Raw genomic sequence first — 15882 nt, 5'->3', positions numbered from 1 at the left:
CCCTACTGCCCGTTCTTGACGAGGTCCGGGTGGACGGTGGCGGCGATCTGCCGGACGGCGTCGGCGTTTCGCACGCCCGCGATGGTGGTCACCTCGGAGCCGAGCCGGACGAAGTGCCCCTCCTGGACGGCCTTGAGGCCCTGGGTCGCCGGGAAGCCGCGCAGGAACGCCTCGGCGTCGTCGAAGGCCTTGCGGGTGGCCTCCTCGCTGCCCCGGTTGCGCACGGCCAGCTGGATCCAGTCCGGGTTCTTGGCCACCACGTCCTCCCAGGAGCCGGGCTTGAAGTCGGCGTCGCAGTCGGCGAAGACGTTGCGGGCACCGGCCAGGGTGATGACGGCGTTGGCCACCTGCCGGCCGCAGACCGCGACCGGCTGCTTGGTCCCGGCGTCGAAGTCGAAGACGAAGTAGCTGGGCCGCTTGTCCTCCGGGACGGCGGCGAGCGCGGTGCGGACCCCGCCGATCTGCTTCTCCATCCCGGTGACGAGTTCCTCGGCCCGGGCACCGGTCCCGGTGACGGCGCCGAGGCGGCGGATGTCCTCCTCGATCCCGGCGAGGTCGGTGCGCGGCGCCTTGGCGGCCTTCGGGGTTCCGGCGCAGGCGGTGGAGAGCAGGTAGACGTGCTGGATGCCGGCCGCGGCGTACTCCGCCTCGCTGGGCCCGGTGGCGCCGCCGCCCATCATCGGCATCGCGCCGAAGGTGTCGACGTAGAGGTCGGCGCCGGAGCCGAGCAGCTTCTCCTTGGGGATGGTCTTGTCGCCGAGCACCGGTACCTTGGCGCCCTGCTCGGCGAGCGCGGGCGGCAGGGTGCCCTTGCCGGGCGGGAAGCCGGTGCCGATCACCCGGTCGCCCGCGCCGAGTTGGAGCAGCAGCTCCAGGCTGGCCGCGTTGCTGGTGACGATCTTCGTCGGGGCCTTGGCTATGGTCGTCTCCTTGCCCGCGCAGTCGGCGACCGTGACGGGGTAGGCGCCCCCGGCGGGGGCGGCCTGGGCGGTGGGAGCGGCGCTGCCGCCGCCACCGTTACCGCCACCGCCGCTTCCGCAGGCCGTGGCGAACAGGGCGACGGCGGCCGCGATACCGCAGACGACGCGAGGGCGCATGAGGACTCTCCTGGTCGGTGATCGTGCTGGGGGCCCGCGCTGCGGACCCGGACCAGGTAGTCGGGCGGGGCCCGCGCCGGGTTCCCGGGACTTCCGGAGCGTCCGGCGCTTCCGGAACGTCCGGTGCTTCCGGACGGCCACGGGCGCGGCGGCCCACGCGTAGGGTGGCCGGGTGGCAGACCCGACCAGCCCGCACGACGGCGACCCACGCGACGGCGACCCGCACGACGCCGACCCGCGCGACGACCTCGGCCTGCCCGTACGGCTCGGGCCGCTGCCGCCCCGCCGGGTGGTCTCGCTGGTGCCCTCGCTGACCGAGGCCGTCGCCGCCACCGCGCCCGCTCTGCTGGTCGGCGCCACCGACTGGTGCAGCCACCCCGCCGAACTCGCCGTCACCCGGATCGGCGGCACCAAGAACCCGGACCTGCCCGGCGTCCTCGCGCTCGCCCCGGACCTCGTGATCGCCAACGACGAGGAGAACCGCCGCCCCGACCTGGAAGCGCTGCGGGCCGCCGGGGTTCCGGTGTGGGTCACCGACATCCGCACCCTGGACGACGCCTTCCGCTCGCTGGACCGGCTGCTCACCGTCGCCTGCCGACTGCCGCGCCCGGCCTGGCTGGACGAGGCGGAGCAGGCGTGGCGGGACGTCCGGCCGAGTACCGCCCACGGCCCGCGCGCGGTCGTGCCGATCTGGCGCCGCCCGTGGATGGTGCTCGGCCGCGACACCTTCGCCGGGGACCTGCTGCGCCGCCTCGGCCTGCGGCTCGTCCACGCCGAACACCCCGAGCGCTACCCGGCCGTGCCGCTGCCCGACCTGCTCGCCGAGCGGCCGGACCTGGTGGTGCTGCCGGACGAGCCGTACCGCTTCACCGTCGAGGACGGCCCGGAGGCGTTCCCCGGCATCCCGGTCGCGCTGGTCAGCGGACGGCACCTGACCTGGTACGGACCCTCGCTGACGGAGGCCCCGGCCGTCCTCCGGCGGGCGATCGGGCACCCGTTCGTCCAGGGGGATACGACCGCACCATAGGATGACCGCCACTCGCCGGGATCACGGGATCCCCGGCGACGAGTGGGGGGAACCACAGATGAAGTTGCGCACCACCCGGCGGGCCACCGTCCTGGTGTCCGCCGTCGCCGTGTCGACCGCCGTCCTGGCGGGCTGCGGCACCGAGAGCGGGGACAAGCACCCGAGCGCCGGATCCAGCACCACCCTCACCGCGGCCTCCGCCACGCCGACCGACACGTCGAGCGCGAGCCCGTCCGCGAGCACCACCCCGACGCCGAGCGCCTCCGCCTCCGCGAGCCCCGCCGCCTCGCACAGCCCGAGTGCCGGCCCGAGCAAGGCCGCGAAGGCCTCGCCCACCGCCCAGAGCGGCAACGCCAAGGGCAGCGGCGGCACCGCGGCCGGCGCGCCCGCCACCCAGCCGCCGGTCGAGAAGCCCGCCATCCCGGCGCCCGTACCGACCTCCAAGCCCGGCGCCGTCGCCCTCCCCGCGCCGCCCGCGCCGCCCGCCGGCCACGTGCCCCCGGCACAGAGCGGCTGCCAGCCCAGCAAGCCCCAGCCGGACGAGCCCAAGCCGGCGGTCGCCGCGGCGCTCGCGGCGGCGGCCGGCCAGTCCCGGGTGCTCAACCTCAGCTCAGGCGGCACCGACAAGCTCCCGCCGCTGCCGGTCAACCTGGTCAAGGCGATCGCCTGGCAGGAGAGCGGCTGGCAGTCCGGCATCCTCGCCTGCGACGGCGGGATCGGCACCATGCAGGTCATGCCCAACACCGTCAGCTGGATGAACGGCAAGTACGGCACCACCTCGGACCCCAAGACGCTCACCGGGAACGTCCAGCTCGGCACCCAGCTGATCGACTGGCTGGTCGCCTACTACGGCGACTCCTCCTTCGGCGGCAAGTACGACCTCTCCGCCGACCCGGCCACCGGCAAGACGCCGCTGCTCGACCTGGTCATCTCCGCGTACAACGCGGGCGCGGGCAACGTGCACTACACCACCGTCACCGACCCCACCTCGGGCGAGGTCGTCGGCAGCCTCGACATACCGAACCCGAAGTACGTCGCCAACGTGAAGGCGCTGATGGCGAGCCAGCCCTGGAACAAGGCGGGCTGACCGCCCCTTCGCAGCAGGACCCGCACGGCACAGGGCCCGGGACGCGATCGCGTCCCGGGCCCTGTGGCGTGTCCGGCCGGCCGCCCGGATGTCAGCCGCGCGCGGCGGTGACGGCGGCGCCCAGCGCCTCCTTGATCCGGGGGCCGAGGCGGGCGAAGCCCAGCTCCTTCATGGCCGCACGGAGCAGCTCCTCATCACTTCGCCCGGTGCCGTCACCGTCGATCCAGCGGACGACGGCGAGCAGTTCGTCCGCCGAGTAGGCGGTCACGGGGCGGCCGGGGGTGAAGTCCGGCTTCGCGGGACGGCCGGTGGCCTCCTCGGCAACGGGCTCGGGCTCGGGCTCGACGGCGGGGGTCACCTCGGCAACGGCCTCGGGCTCCGGCTCCGGCTCCGGCTCGACGGTCGGCTCGGCCTCGACAACGGCCTCCGGCTCGGCAACGGGCTCCTCGACCGCCGCGACCTCGGCGACGGCCTCGGGCTCGACCTCGGCGGCGGGCGCCTCGGCAACAGCCGCAAGCTCCTCCTCCACCACGGCCGGAGCCTCCTCGACGGCGTCGACCTCGATCGGCGACTCCTCGACCTCGATGGCCTCGACCTCGGCAGCCTCGACCTCGGCAGTCTCGACCTCAACGGCCTCGGGCTCAACGGCCTCGGGCTCAGCCACCTCGACAGGTGCCTCCGCGATCGCCTCCGGCTCGACGGCGGGCTCGACCTCGACGACCTCAGCCTCGACCTCCACCTCGGCCTCGGCCTCTGCGGCAGGCTCCTCGACCTCGACCGACTCGGCCTTCGCCTCGTCCGCCTGCTCCGCGACCTCGTCCGCCGCTGCGGCCTCGGCCAGGGCGGCGGTGGCGGCAGCCACCAGGTCGTCAGCGGCCGGGGAGGGCGCCGGGAGGGAGACCACGGCGGCCGGAGCCTCCTCCTCCTTCTCCTCCTCCACCGCAGCAGGCTCGGCCTCGACGGAGTCCACGTCCGAGCCGGACGCCGTCTCGACGGCCTCGGCCTCGACGTCCGCCTCGGTCCGGAGCTCGTCCACGGCCTCCACCGAGACGTCGGTATCGGCGTCGGCGTCGGCGTCGGCGTCCGTGTCGGTGTCGGTGTCAGCCTCAACCGGGGCCTCAACCTCGGCCTCGGGCAGCCCGGTGACCGTCTCCTCGACGACCACCTCCACGGCAACCGGCTCCACGGCGACCGTCTCCTCGACGACCGGCGCCGCAGCCGCCGACCCCGCCAGCCCGTCCCGCTGCCCGCCCGCGAGTGCCTGCCGCGCCGCGTACGCGGCCTCGGCGGCGCGGCGGTCGGCCTTGGCAGCCGTGAGTTCGGCGAGCAGGTCGGCGAGGCCGGCCTCCTCCAGGGTGGCGCGCAGGCTGCGGATGGTGGGCAGGCGGTAGAGGGTGCCCTCGTCGGCGGCGAGGCGCTCGACCAGGTCGGCCAGTTCCACGAAGGCGAGCCCGTCGAGGTCGTGGTCGGGCAGCAGCCGGGCGAGGCCGCGCAGGCCGGTGTTGATCGGCTCGAAGGCCTGGGCGGTGCGCTCGACCAGGTCGCCGTCGGCGGGCACGCGCGGGAGGGTGCCCGCGGGGGCGACGGCGGCCCAGGCGCGGCGCTCGATCTCGGCGGAGGTGAGCGCCTCGTGCAGGTCCTCGCGGCGGACCTTGCGGTCGTGGGCGAGGGCGGCGGCCTGCTTGCGCAGCGAGCGGCCGCGCAGCCAGGACAGCTTGACGCCGTTCTCCCTGCGCCAGGTGCTGTCCGCGGTGGCGGCGGCGAGGGCGACGAGGTCGGCGTCGTACGCGGCGCCGGTGAGGGTGGCGGAGGTGCGGCGGACCCGCTGGAGCATCTCGACCAGCAGCGCGGTCTTGGCCACGGTGTCGGGCTCGTCCAGCTTGACCTCGGCGGCCATCGCGGTGACGGCTTCCCAGGTCTGCTGGAGGTCGCTGCCGCGGAGTTCGGCGAGCGCGGTGGAGGCGGCGCGGGCGTCCTCGGGGGTGGCGACGGTGTCGACGGCCGCGTACCAGGCGTGGGTGTCGGCGCTGAGTGTGAAGGCCCCGAGTTCGGCGTAACGGCCGAGGTCCTCGCGGAGGTCGGCCTCCGCAGCGGCGTCCTGGGGGTCCTTGACGTCTGCGGCGTCGGCGACGTCCGCCGGGTCGGCTGCGTCGGCGTTGCGCGAGTGAAGCACTGTCATGTGAGGTCCGGTTCTGGGCGACGGCGGCGGGGCTGACGGCGAGGGGGCGGCGGACCGGGTGCACGGGGCCCCTGGGGCGGGACCGGGGGGCGTGCGAGTCGGGCCGCCGGTTGTGGAGGCCCAGAATACGGGTGCCCGTTCGAGGCTTGCACGCACCCACCGCCGGACGGGCCGGTGTCGTATGCCGTACCGCCCGCCTGGCCGCTACTCGGGAGGGCCGTCCGGGTGGCCGGGTGCTGGTCCGGGCGGGTGGCCGGGGTGCTCCGTCCGGGGTGGACCCGACCGTCGGAGCCGGTCGAGCGGGACGGTACGGAGTCCTCGGCCGGGCCGGGCGGGCGGCGGGTGGTGGCCGGCCCGGCGGAGGGCGGCCAGGTCGACCGGCGCGAGGTAGGCGTGGAGCGCGGTGCGGTGCCACCAGGCGCCGGTTTCGCGCAGTTCGCGCCATCCGGTGAACCGGTAGAGGTAGAGGGTCGCCCGGACGTGGGTCGGCGGGGCGTCGGGGAAGGGGTTGTGGCGCAGCAGCCGCAGCGTCGCCCGGTCACCGGCCAGCAGGCGGGCGACGAAGGGCAGGAACCAGGGCCGGGCGTAGCTGGGCGAGATGCCGGCGAACCACATCAGCCAGTCCAGGCGCAGGTGGTAGGGGGCGTACTGACGCGGGAGGCGGCGCACGTCGCCGGGTTTGCCCTTGAAGCCGTACTCGCGCCAGACGGTGTGCGGGGTGACGACCTCCTCGTCGGTGCCCTCGACGACGACCTCCTGGCGCAGGCGGTTGACACTGCCGAAGGCGCCGTAGGTGTTGACGAGGTGCAGCCGGTTGAAGGAGCGGTTCATCACCTGGCCCCGGGAGAGCAGGTTGCGCACCGGCCAGTAGCTGAGGACGACGACGGCGGCGGTGACGGCCATGACCACCGCCTGGTACCAGACGGGGGCGCCGGGGGCGGTGTGGGTGCGGACGGGCAGGCCGAGGCGGGCCGGTTCGACGGCGGCGAGCGTGAGCACGACGGTCAGCCAGTTGAGCCAGGCGAAGTTGCCGGAGGCGATCAGCCACAGCTGGGTGGCGATCACGGCGCAGGCGGCGTAGCTCGCGACGGGCTGCGGGAGCAGCAGGCCGATCGGGACGAGGAGTTGGACGACGTGGTTGGCCGCCACCTCGATCCGGTGCAGCGGGTCGGGCAGGTGGTGGAAGAACCAGCTGAGCGGTCCGGGCATGGGCTGGGTCTCGTGGTGGTAGCGCAGGCAGGTCAGGTCGCGCCAGCAGGTGTCCCCGCGCAGTTTGATCAGCCCGGCGCCGAACTCGACCCGAAAGACCAGCCAGCGCATCAGCCAGAGCACGGGGGTGGGCGGGGCGGTGTCGGCGTTGCCGAGGAAGGCGGCGAGCGAGCCCGCTTCGAGCAGCAGCGACTCCCAGCCGAAGGAGTACCAGGTCTGCCCGACGTTGACGATGGAGAGGTAGAGGGCCCAGAGCACCGCCCAGACCGGGATCGAGGCCCCGAGCGGGAGGGCGTCGCCGAGGCCGGCCGCCACCGCGGCGGCGAGTGCGGCGCCGGTCAGGGCGACGGTGGCGAAGAAGCGGTCGCTGTAGTGGAGGTGGAAGAGGGCGGGCGAGCGGCGGAACGGGACCCGGGCGGTGAAGCGGGGCACCGGGAGCATGCCGTCGGTGCCGATGAGGGCGCGGAACTGCGCGGCCGCGTTGAGGAATCCGATCAGGTAGAGGCCGGCGAGCAGGCGTTGGACGAGCAGTCGGCTCAGCCAGTAGTCGGGGGCGGCGAACCAGTCCATCCAGTCCATGCGGCCCATGCCTACCACCGGCGGGGCGTCGGTGGACGGCGGCTCGCCCGGTGCGGCCCGGCCGTCGCGGCCCGGCCGGGAACGGCACTGTGGCGGGGAGCCTCTCCTCGGGGGTGAGAGGCGCCCCGCCACAGTGGTGGGCCGTGCGAGTGGTGCGATGGGCCGTGCTCGGTGGAACGGGTGGTACGGGCGGTGCGAGTGGTGCCAGTGGTACGGGCAGTGCGAGTGGTGCGGGCAGTACGGGTGGTGCGGTGGGCGGCTGCGCCCGGGCGCGGTGCTGCGGCGCACGAGCGGCGGTCGGCCGCTCAGCTCGGCAGGACGAGTCCGGTGCCGCCGGCGACGCCCGGTCGGCCGGTCGCGGTGGCCGCGCCGTTCTGCTGGAGCCGGTCGACCAGCAGGGCGGCCAGGGTGCCGAGTTCCTCCTCGGTGCGGGACTGGGCGGTGACGTCCATGCCGACGGTGAGGACGCCGTTGACCTGGCCGGTGCGCGCGGTCCGCAGCGGGGTGCAGGTGAAGCTGAAGATCTGCTGGATGCGCTGGGCCTCGGGACGGCCGGACTGGATCCGGACGTCGTTGAGGACCGTGGCCCGTCCGGTGTGGAAGGCCTCCGCGACGGCCTGCTGGAGGCCGGCCGCGCCGAGCTGGGGGTAGGCGGTGCCGATCGAGCCGTACGCCACCGGGGCGCCGAAGGTGTCGGCGTGCTGGGCGTTGGCGTAGCGGATCTCCTGGCCGGGGCCGTCGGTCAGCATGATGGGGAACGGGGAGCCGTCGAAGGCGGCGAACATCTCCTGCTGCTGGGCGAGCAGGTTGTCGCGCAGCCGGATCTCGGAGAGCAGCGCCTCGGCGAGGTGCTGGATGTCGCGCAGCCGCTCGCGTCCCCACTGCCGGGGTTCCCGGTCGAGGACGCAGACGGTGCCGATGACGGTGTTGGTGTCGTCCACCAGCGGGGCGCCGAGGTAGGCCCGGACGCCGAGTTCGTCCACGACCGGGTTACCGGCGAACCGGGGGTAGGCGAGGATGTCGTCCAGTGCGAGGGGCGAGCGCTGGGCGACCACGTGCGGGCAGAAACCGTGACTCAACGGCATCTGTCGGGTGGGAAGGTCGAAGGCGATGCCCCGATCCGCCCAGGACGCGCCTTCTTCAGCCGCCAGTTCGGAGGAATTTGGCGGAATGTAGAGCCCCCGGAACATCTGGCGCTCGTCGTTGATGAAGTTGACCATCGCGATGGGAGCGCGGGTGATGCTGGCTGCCAGGTGGGCGAAGCGGTCGAAGGCCTCGTCGGCGGAGGGTTCGTTGAGACCCAGGCTGCGCAGCCTGCGGGTCCGCTCGGATTCCCCGGCAGCACTCGGGAACTGGCCTTGAGTGCTCATCACATCAGTCATGGCGCACATGTAATCAGACATCCGGGCGCCGCGGTGCTACCGGTACCGGTCACCTGCCTTGCTGATGGACAGTCAAAGCAGCATGTGAGCGACCACCAGCGCTCCGCCTGAGGGGCAAGGTCAATCCCCTCCCGACCCGCTGGCAAAACCCGCCCCCAAGCGGACGGGCCGAATCCCGCCATTCCAAGATCCACTATGTGTGGATCCCAGGTGCACATATGACAATGAGCCCTGCCGAAGACACGGACGGTAGTTCCCCTGGCCCCACGGGAGCGCCGCCCCTGGGGCAGGGCACGCCCTGGGTCCGCATGCACCGATGGCTTGGAAGCGATCGGCACCGCCACACCTCCACACCCCCACCCGATCTCTCAGGGGGAGCGGCCGGAGCGGCATCTACGGCATGAACGGGAGGCACGACACCCACCGGAACGAGAGGACCAAGCATGGCGATGGACTACTTCACCGACGAACGACACGAGAGCCTCCGAGCCGAGGTGCGTGAGTTCGCGGAGAAGGAGGTGCGTCCTCAGGTGGCCAGAATGGAGGCCGACCGGGAGATCGAGTTCGAGCTCTCGCGCGAGATCGCCCGCCGCGGCTGGATCGGCGTCACGATCCCGCGCGCGTTCGGCGGCCTGGGCCTGGGACACCTCGCCAAGACCGTGATCGTCGAGGAGCTGGCGCGGGTCAGCGGTGCGATGGGCGCGATGGCGCAGGCCTCCCAGCTCGGCGTCGCCAAGGTCATCCACTTCGGTTCGGACGCCCAACGGCGCGAGTGGCTACCGAAGTTCGCCTCCGGGGAGTGCCTGCCGACGATCGCGGTCACCGAGCCGGAGTCCGGCGGCCACGTGCTCGGCATGGCCGGCACCGCCCGGCGCGAGGGCGACGAGTACGTGCTGAACGGCCGCAAGGTGTTCGTCGGCAACTCGCACATCGGCGACGTCCACGGCGTGGTCTTCCGTACCGACCGGGGCAGCAGGGGGCTGTCCGCCTTCCTGGTCGAGAGCGACCGGCCGGGCTTTCGCACCGGCACCATCGGCACCCAGGGCGGCCTGCACGGGTTCAGCTTCGGCGAGCTCGTGTTCGAGGACTGCCGCGTCCCGGTCGGCAACCGGCTCGCCGAGGAGGGCCAGGGCCTCGACGTCGCCTACTCCTCCTCCACCCTGTACGGCCGGCTGAACCTGGGCGCCGTCGCGCTCGGCATCCACGTCGCCGTGGTGGAGGACACGGTGCGCTACGCCGAGGAGCGGGTGCTCTACGGCAAGCCGATCAACCAGGTGAACAGCATCGCCCTCAAGCTCGGCGAGATGCAGTCCCGGCTGATGACGGCCAAGTTGGCCGCGTACCACGCCTCGTACCTGCTCGACCACGGCAAGGCCTGCGACGCCGAGCTGATGAACGCCAAGCTGATCAACACCGAGTACGCGATGGACTCGGCACGTCAGGCGATGGAGATCTTCGCGGCGCGCGGCACCCAGGAGGAGCACAACATCATCCGCTACCTGCGGGACGCCACCCACATCTACGCCCCGGCCGGCACCTCGGACGTGCAGAAGCTGCGGCTCGGACAGGTGGCGTCGGGCACGTACGGCAAGCAGTGGTCGGCCGAGCTGGCCGACCTGGCGAGCTGGGCGTGGACCGAGCTCAACGAGCTGGAGTCCGGGGCGACCGGGGCCGCCCGCGCCGTCGGGGCCTCCCCGGCGGAGGAGCTGTACGGGTACGGCCCGCGCGGCGTCCGGGGCGTCCGGGGCGGCCGCGTGGTGCCGCTCTCCGCGGCGGGCTGATCCGCGCGGCGGGCTGATCCGCGCGGCGGGTCGATCCGCGCGGGGATCCGGAACCGCCGCCGCCCGGATGGTGGCGAACTTTCGGTGTGACGACGATTTGACCTGTTCCTGACGGCTCCCCGAGCGGCCCACCGGCCTCCCGGGGAGCCGTTTCCGCTCCGCGCCGACCGCGCTGAGCTGCGGCGTTCCGTCGGCGAACGCTCCGACCGGGAATGGTCGTTCCTGCCATCACCGGTTCACATATCGTCAGTTGATGTTGCGATGAGGCCACCTGGGACTGATAGGTTTCCTGCCGTCGGCGGCCGAGCTGTACCCGCACGGACGGTGACACCGCGTCACCCCGTCCGGCGACCCCGGCCCTCGGCGCCCTGACGCCCGGTCCGGGCCGCTCGGGCCGACCCACCGTCCGGCCCCGAGACCCGGCCCGCAACTCGGCCCTGCGACAAGGAATCAGATGCCAGGCATATCGGCCCCCCGCACGGGCCACCGCGCCGGCCGGTCCGGCTCCCTCCGCAGCTCGCTCCTCGCTCTCGTGCTGGTCCCCAGCCTGGGCCTCGCCGCCGCCTGGGGCTACGCCGCCTACCTGCTGCGCGACACCGCGAACCGCACCGCGCTGCTGGCCGGCACCGCCGTCGTCGCCCTGGTGCTGCTGGTCAGCCTGGTCCGCGGCGTCCGGGTCGCCCGGTCACTGTCCGCCCGGCTCACCGGACTGCGCGGGGACACCTTCGCGCTCGCCCAGCACGAGATCCCCGAGATCGTCGGCCGGCTGCGCGCCGGGGAGCCGGTGCCCACCCCGCCCACCTGGGCGCCGTCCCGGCGGGTCGGCGACGAGGTCCAGCAGACCTTCGACGGCCTGGCCGCCGTCCGGCAGGCCGCCGTCGCCGCCATCGTCCACCAGGCCCAGGGCCGCGAGGGGACGAAGAAGGTCTTCCTCAACATCGCCCGCCGCACCCAGATCCTGATCCACCGGCAGATCAGCATGCTCGACGCGCTGGAGCGCGAGCACGAGGAACCCGAGCTGCTGCGCGAACTGTTCGCCGTCGACCACCTGGCCACCCGGATGCGGCGCAACGCCGAGAACCTGGTCATCCTCGGCGGCGCGCTGCCCGCCCGGCGCTGGCGCAACGCCGTGCCCGTGGTCAACGTGCTGCGCAGCGCCGTCTCCGAGACCGAGAACTACGCCCGGGTCGTCGTCCAGGGCGTGCCGCGCGCCTCGCTCAGCGGGCAGGCCGTCGCCGACGTGATCCACCTGATCGCCGAGCTGATCGAGAACGGCACCACCTTCTCCCCGCCGTACACCCAGGTGCAGGTCTCGGCCCAGGAGGTTCCCAAGGGCCTGGCGGTCGAGGTCGAGGACCGCGGCCTCGGCATGACCGCGGAGGAGTACGAGCGGCTCAACGAGTACCTGGCCAACCCGCCCGAGCTGGACGTCTCCGCGCTCGGCGACGACCTGCGGCTCGGCCTGTTCGTCGTCGCCCGGCTCGCCGCCCGGCACGACATCCAGGTCACCCTGCGGCCCTCGCCCTACGGCGGCACCCGGGCCGTGGTGCTGGTGCCCTCGGCGCTGCTGGAGCAGGCCGAGCAGCCGGCCGCGGTGCCCGGACTGCCCTCCGGCGCGCGGGTCACCCGCACCCCGGTACCCGAACCTCGGCCGTCCGACGGCGACTTCGGCGTGGTCGACGACGAGCTGTCCGGCGCGCTGGCGGGGGTGCTCAACGGGCTGACGAACGGCACGCCTGGCGCGGCCGGTGGAGTCGGTTCCCCGGTGCCGACGGAGCCGGCAGGCGGCGGGGCGGGCGGTGGGGCCGACGACGGGGTGATCGTCGGTGAGCTGCTCGCGCCGCAGGAGTTCGGCCAGCAGGAGTTCGGCCAGCAGGGCTTCGGGCCGCAGGAGTTCGCGCGGCCGGACGGTGAGGGCGGCGGGCCCGCCCTCGACAACGCCGGGCTGCCGGTCGGTGCCGAGATCCCCGGGCTGCCCGGGGCCGTGGTGGTCCCCCGGCCCGTGCTGCCGCGCCCGTACGACCTGCCGACCGGGCCGTCGGCGGAGCTCGCCGCGCAGCTCGACGCCGGAGCAGGCCCGGGAGCCGGCGCTGGAGCCGGGCCCGTGGACGGACCCCCCCTGGGCGGGGCCGCGCAGGCGGACCCCGCCGTCGTCAGCTCGGCGGCCGTGGACCCGGCGGGCGGCCTCGACGGGGTGCCCGCCGACCGGTCGACGCCCACCCACGAACGCCCGCAGGAGGACAGCGTGGAGCACGGCCCGGACGGCGAACTGCGCACCCCGCGCGTCCTGCCGCAGCGGGTCCGCAACGCCAGCCTCGCCGAGCAGCTCCGCGAGGCCAACGCGCCCGGCGCCATGCTGCCGCCGTCCACGCAGTCGGCGTCGTCGGCGCCGTACGGGGCCCACGCCGCCCCGGCCGGCCCCCGGTTCGGCGAGGCCGACGACCCCTCCCCGGCGCGGTCCCGCGCCACCATGGCCGCCATCCAGCGCGGCACCCGGAGCGCCCGCGCGACCGGTACCGGACCGGACGCGACCGCCACCGCCCCCCACCCGGCCGCACCTTCCGCCCCCGAGGGAGCCGCGGAAGCCCCCGCCGTTCAGGAAGCCAAGGAACAGCAGTGATGACGCAGCACACCGAGACCCAGCGCGACCTCAACTGGCTGCTGGACCAGCTGGTGGCGCGGGTCCCCGAGACCCAGCACGCCATCGTCCTCTCCGAGGACGGACTGCTGGTCGGCACCTCCCAGGGCCTCGACCGGGCCGACGCCGAGCACCTCTCGGCCGTCGCCTCCGGCCTGCAGAGCCTGGCCCGCGGCGCCGGGCACCGCTTCAACGGCGGACGGGTCCGGCAGACCGTGGTCGAGATGGACCAGCTGTTCCTGTTCGTCACCACCGCCGGACAGGGCGCCCGGCTCGCCGTGCTCACCAGCGAGCAGGTGGACGCCGGGCTGATGGCCTACGAGATCAACATGCTGGTCAAGCAGGTCGGCCAGTACCTCACCGCGGCGCCGCGCAGCGACGCGGGCGGGCCCGGCCCGGGTGGCGGTGCGTGACCAGCGCCGACGCCGACGAGGGCTGGTTCTACGACAAGGACGCCGGCCACCTGGTCCGCCCCTACGCGATCACCAACGGGCGCACCGGCCCGGTCCGTGACGGCTTCGCGCTGATCACCCTGGTGGTCACAGCCGACCCGCGCACCGACACCAGCCGGTTGACGCCCGAACCGGCCGCGATCCTCGACCTGTGCCGCGAACGCCCGCTGGCCGTGGCCGAGATCGCGGCCACCATGGACCTTCCGGTGAGCGTGGTCAAGGTGCTGCTGGACGACCTGGCGGAGGCCCGGCTGATCCTCACCCGGGCCCCGGTCCAGCTCGCCGAGGCACCGGACATCTCGCTGATCCAGGCCGTGATCGAGGGCGTCCGCAGACTCTGACCGGTTGCCGCGTCCGCCGCATCCCCACAGTTCCCCTCCAGGAGACCCGAATTGACGACCCAGAGCCTGGTGCCGGGCGCGGTCAAGATCCTCGTCGCCGGCGGCTTCGGCGTCGGGAAGACCACCATGGTCGGCTCGGTCAGCGAGATCGAACCGCTGCAGACCGAGGAGCGGATGACCCGCGCCAGCATCGGGGTCGACAGCCTCGAAGGCGTCCAGGGCAAGTCCACCACCACGGTGGCGATGGACTTCGGGCGGATCACCGTCCGCGAGGACCTGGTGCTCTACCTCTTCGGTACGCCCGGGCAGTTCCGGTTCTGGTTCATGTGGGACGACCTCGCCCTCGGCGCCCTCGGCGCGATCATCCTCGCCGACACCCGGCGGCTCGAATCCAGCTTCGCCGCCGTGGACTTCTTCGAGCAGCGCGGAATCCCCTTCGCCATCGGGGTCAACTGCTTCCACGGCCGCCGCGAGGCCACCCCGGAGGACGTCCGGCGCGCCCTCGACCTCGGGCCGGAGGTGCCGGTGGTGCTGTGCGACGTCCGGGAGCGGGCGTCCAGCAAGGAGCTGCTGCTCGCCCTGCTCGACCGGGTGCACCGGGACGCGCTGGCCGTCGGGCGCCGCTGAGGCGGCGAGGCGGCTGCGGCCGCCGGGGGGCAGGCCTGGGCCGGGGTCATGCCTGGGCCGGGGTCATGCCAGGCGCTGGGTCATGCCAGGGGCCGGGTCACACCTTCGTCGGGGTGAGCTCGGCGAGCGCGTCGACCAGCGGGGCCAGCTCGGGGAGTTCCGCGGCCTGGGCCAGGGTCGCCTCCAGGGTGGCGTCGTGCACCGGGCGGGCGGCCTCCAGCAGGGCGCGGCCCTCGGCGGTCAGCTCGGTGTAGATGCCACGCCGGTCGTCCGCGCAGAGGTAGCGGCTGAGCAGGCCCCGGTCCTCCAGGCGGCTCACCAGGCGGGTGGTGGCACTGCTGCTCAGTGCCGCCGCACGGGCCAGCTGCTGCATCCGCATGTGCCAGCCGTCCTGGCGGGAGAGCGCCTCCAGCACCGTGTACTCCACCACCGAGAGCTTGTGCTCCGCCTGGAGCGCCTTCTCCAGCGCGGCCTCGATCAGCCCGTGCAGGGCGGCGAGCGTCCGCCAGCCACCGGCCCGGACCTCGGCCGCGTCATCGCGGATGGCCATGGCTCGCCTTCCCTTCACGTTCACCTGGGCGTCCTGAGCTGTCCCCTCTCGTACAAGTATGCCATTCGGCGCCGATTATCGGTCTCTGCAAATAATTCGGCTCACAGCTCCGTCGCTCCGTCCTCAGGGCAGGCCGACCGCTGCCCCTCAGCCCGCCGGCGCCCGCGGGACGATGACCGGGGCGCCGTCGTCCGGGGCCGCCAGGACGTGGCTGTCGATGTCGTACAGCGCCCGCACCAGCGGTGCGTCCACCACCTCCCGGGGCGGCCCGCAGGCCACCACCGCGCCGTCCCGCAGGGCGACCAGCAGGTCGGCGTAGCGGGCGGCGGCCGCGAGGTCGTGCAGCACCATCACCACCGTGCGCCCGCCGGCCGCGACCGTGCGGACCAGTTCCAGCACCTCCACCGCGTGGCCGAGGTCGAGCGCGCTGGTCGGCTCGTCCAGCAGCACCACCGGGGCGTCCTGGGCGAGCACCATGGCGAGCCAGCAGCGCTGCCGCTGGCCGCCGGAGAGCTGGTCGAGGCGGCGGTCGGCGAGGGCGTCGACGCCGGTGGCGCGCAGGGCCTCGGCGGTGAGCCGCTCGTCGTCGGCCGACCACTGGCGGAACAGGCCCTGGTGCGGGTGGCGCCCGTAGCGGACCAGGCCGGCCACGGTGACCGCCTCGGGGGCCTGGGGGCTCTGCGGGAGCAGCGCGACCCGGTGGGCGGCCCGGCGCGGGCGCAACTGCCAGATGTCCTCGCCGCCGACCAGGATCCGCCCGCCGTCCGGCCTGTGCAGCCGGGCCACCGCCCGCAGCAGGGTGGACTTGCCGCAGCCGTTCGGGCCGACCACCGCCACCACCTGCCCGGCGGGCACGGTGAGGTCGATGCCGCCGAGCACCGGGCGGCCGGGGCGGTACCCGGCGGTGACGCCCTGGATCGTCAACTCCATGTC

Annotated in this window: 13 protein-coding genes; 7 read left to right on the top strand and 6 right to left on the bottom strand. The window is 73.9% G+C overall.

The window, feature by feature from the left end:
• Positions 1-2: 2 nt before the first annotated feature.
• Positions 3-1097, bottom strand: a complete 1095-nt coding sequence (locus tag AB0F71_RS29355; RefSeq protein ID WP_360240322.1) for an ABC transporter substrate-binding protein — start codon at positions 1095-1097, stop codon at positions 3-5.
• Between the two features lie 274 nt (positions 1098-1371).
• Between AB0F71_RS29355 and AB0F71_RS29350 the strand changes: the two genes are divergently transcribed.
• Together AB0F71_RS29350 and AB0F71_RS29345 are read left to right on the top strand one after the other, a co-directional pair.
• Positions 1372-2124, top strand: a complete 753-nt coding sequence (locus AB0F71_RS29350) for a helical backbone metal receptor (protein WP_360240376.1) — start codon at positions 1372-1374, stop codon at positions 2122-2124.
• Between the two features lie 58 nt (positions 2125-2182).
• Positions 2183-3211 (top strand): transglycosylase SLT domain-containing protein, encoded by a 1029-nt coding sequence (locus AB0F71_RS29345; protein ID WP_360240319.1) that lies wholly within the window; start codon positions 2183-2185, stop codon positions 3209-3211.
• A 91-nt stretch (positions 3212-3302) separates the two neighbouring features.
• Here AB0F71_RS29345 and AB0F71_RS29340 read toward each other — a convergent pair whose 3' ends face one another.
• From AB0F71_RS29340 to AB0F71_RS29330, 3 genes are all read right to left on the bottom strand, one after another.
• A complete protein-coding gene (locus AB0F71_RS29340) occupies positions 3303-5390 on the bottom strand; it encodes a hypothetical protein (protein WP_360240316.1) in 2088 nt (695 codons plus the stop codon).
• A 204-nt stretch (positions 5391-5594) separates the two neighbouring features.
• Positions 5595-7169: a lipase maturation factor family protein gene (locus AB0F71_RS29335; RefSeq protein WP_360240373.1), complete on the bottom strand. Its 1575-nt coding sequence runs from the start codon at positions 7167-7169 to the stop codon at positions 5595-5597.
• 314 nt (positions 7170-7483) lie between these two features.
• A complete protein-coding gene (locus AB0F71_RS29330) occupies positions 7484-8560 on the bottom strand; it encodes a GAF domain-containing protein (RefSeq protein ID WP_360240313.1) in 1077 nt (358 codons plus the stop codon).
• Positions 8561-9009: 449 nt separating this feature from the next.
• On the opposite strand from AB0F71_RS29330, the gene AB0F71_RS29325 reads away from it, so the two are divergent.
• From AB0F71_RS29325 to AB0F71_RS29305, 5 genes are all read left to right on the top strand, one after another.
• Positions 9010-10341, top strand: a complete 1332-nt coding sequence (locus AB0F71_RS29325; RefSeq protein WP_360240370.1) for an acyl-CoA dehydrogenase family protein — start codon at positions 9010-9012, stop codon at positions 10339-10341.
• Between the two features lie 454 nt (positions 10342-10795).
• Positions 10796-12961 (top strand): ATP-binding protein, encoded by a 2166-nt coding sequence (locus AB0F71_RS29320; protein ID WP_360240310.1) that lies wholly within the window; start codon positions 10796-10798, stop codon positions 12959-12961.
• Positions 12961-13392, top strand: a complete 432-nt coding sequence (locus AB0F71_RS29315; RefSeq protein ID WP_360240307.1) for a roadblock/LC7 domain-containing protein — start codon at positions 12961-12963, stop codon at positions 13390-13392. Before AB0F71_RS29320 ends, AB0F71_RS29315 begins: the two co-directional genes overlap by 1 nt.
• A complete protein-coding gene (locus tag AB0F71_RS29310; protein WP_207813170.1) occupies positions 13389-13772 on the top strand; it encodes a DUF742 domain-containing protein in 384 nt (127 codons plus the stop codon). Before AB0F71_RS29315 ends, AB0F71_RS29310 begins: the two co-directional genes overlap by 4 nt.
• Before the next feature lie 51 nt (positions 13773-13823).
• The gene (locus AB0F71_RS29305; protein WP_360240302.1) at positions 13824-14399 is read left to right on the top strand and encodes an ATP/GTP-binding protein; all 576 of its coding nucleotides are present in this window, start codon (positions 13824-13826) and stop codon (positions 14397-14399) included.
• Positions 14400-14496: 97 nt separating this feature from the next.
• Here AB0F71_RS29305 and AB0F71_RS29300 read toward each other — a convergent pair whose 3' ends face one another.
• Positions 14497-14949 (bottom strand): MarR family transcriptional regulator, encoded by a 453-nt coding sequence (locus AB0F71_RS29300; RefSeq protein WP_360240299.1) that lies wholly within the window; start codon positions 14947-14949, stop codon positions 14497-14499.
• Between the two features lie 147 nt (positions 14950-15096).
• Positions 15097-15879 (bottom strand): ABC transporter ATP-binding protein, encoded by a 783-nt coding sequence (locus AB0F71_RS29295; protein ID WP_360240296.1) that lies wholly within the window; start codon positions 15877-15879, stop codon positions 15097-15099.
• Positions 15880-15882: the final 3 nt, after the last annotated feature.

Source organism: Kitasatospora sp. NPDC028055, assembly GCF_040637885.1.
In the GTDB taxonomy this organism is placed as follows: domain Bacteria; phylum Actinomycetota; class Actinomycetes; order Streptomycetales; family Streptomycetaceae; genus Kitasatospora.
Note: the sequence above shows the minus strand (reverse complement) of the source record. Positions and strands in the feature narration are given on the sequence as shown.

Excerpts from the sequence above, each read along its gene's own strand:
- AB0F71_RS29355 (WP_360240322.1), bottom strand. The coding sequence starts at position 1,097 with ATGCGCCCTCGCGTCGTCTGCGGTATCGCGGCCGCCGTCGCCCTGTTC.
- AB0F71_RS29345 (WP_360240319.1), top strand. The coding sequence starts at position 2,183 with ATGAAGTTGCGCACCACCCGGCGGGCCACCGTCCTGGTGTCCGCCGTC.
- AB0F71_RS29340 (WP_360240316.1), bottom strand. The coding sequence starts at position 5,390 with ATGACAGTGCTTCACTCGCGCAACGCCGACGCAGCCGACCCGGCGGAC.
- AB0F71_RS29335 (WP_360240373.1), bottom strand. The coding sequence starts at position 7,169 with ATGGACTGGTTCGCCGCCCCCGACTACTGGCTGAGCCGACTGCTCGTC.
- AB0F71_RS29330 (WP_360240313.1), bottom strand. The coding sequence starts at position 8,560 with ATGACTGATGTGATGAGCACTCAAGGCCAGTTCCCGAGTGCTGCCGGG.
- AB0F71_RS29325 (WP_360240370.1), top strand. The coding sequence starts at position 9,010 with ATGGACTACTTCACCGACGAACGACACGAGAGCCTCCGAGCCGAGGTG.
- AB0F71_RS29320 (WP_360240310.1), top strand. The coding sequence starts at position 10,796 with ATGCCAGGCATATCGGCCCCCCGCACGGGCCACCGCGCCGGCCGGTCC.
- AB0F71_RS29315 (WP_360240307.1), top strand. The coding sequence starts at position 12,961 with ATGACGCAGCACACCGAGACCCAGCGCGACCTCAACTGGCTGCTGGAC.
- AB0F71_RS29300 (WP_360240299.1), bottom strand. The coding sequence starts at position 14,949 with ATGGCCATCCGCGATGACGCGGCCGAGGTCCGGGCCGGTGGCTGGCGG.
- AB0F71_RS29295 (WP_360240296.1), bottom strand. The coding sequence starts at position 15,879 with ATGGAGTTGACGATCCAGGGCGTCACCGCCGGGTACCGCCCCGGCCGC.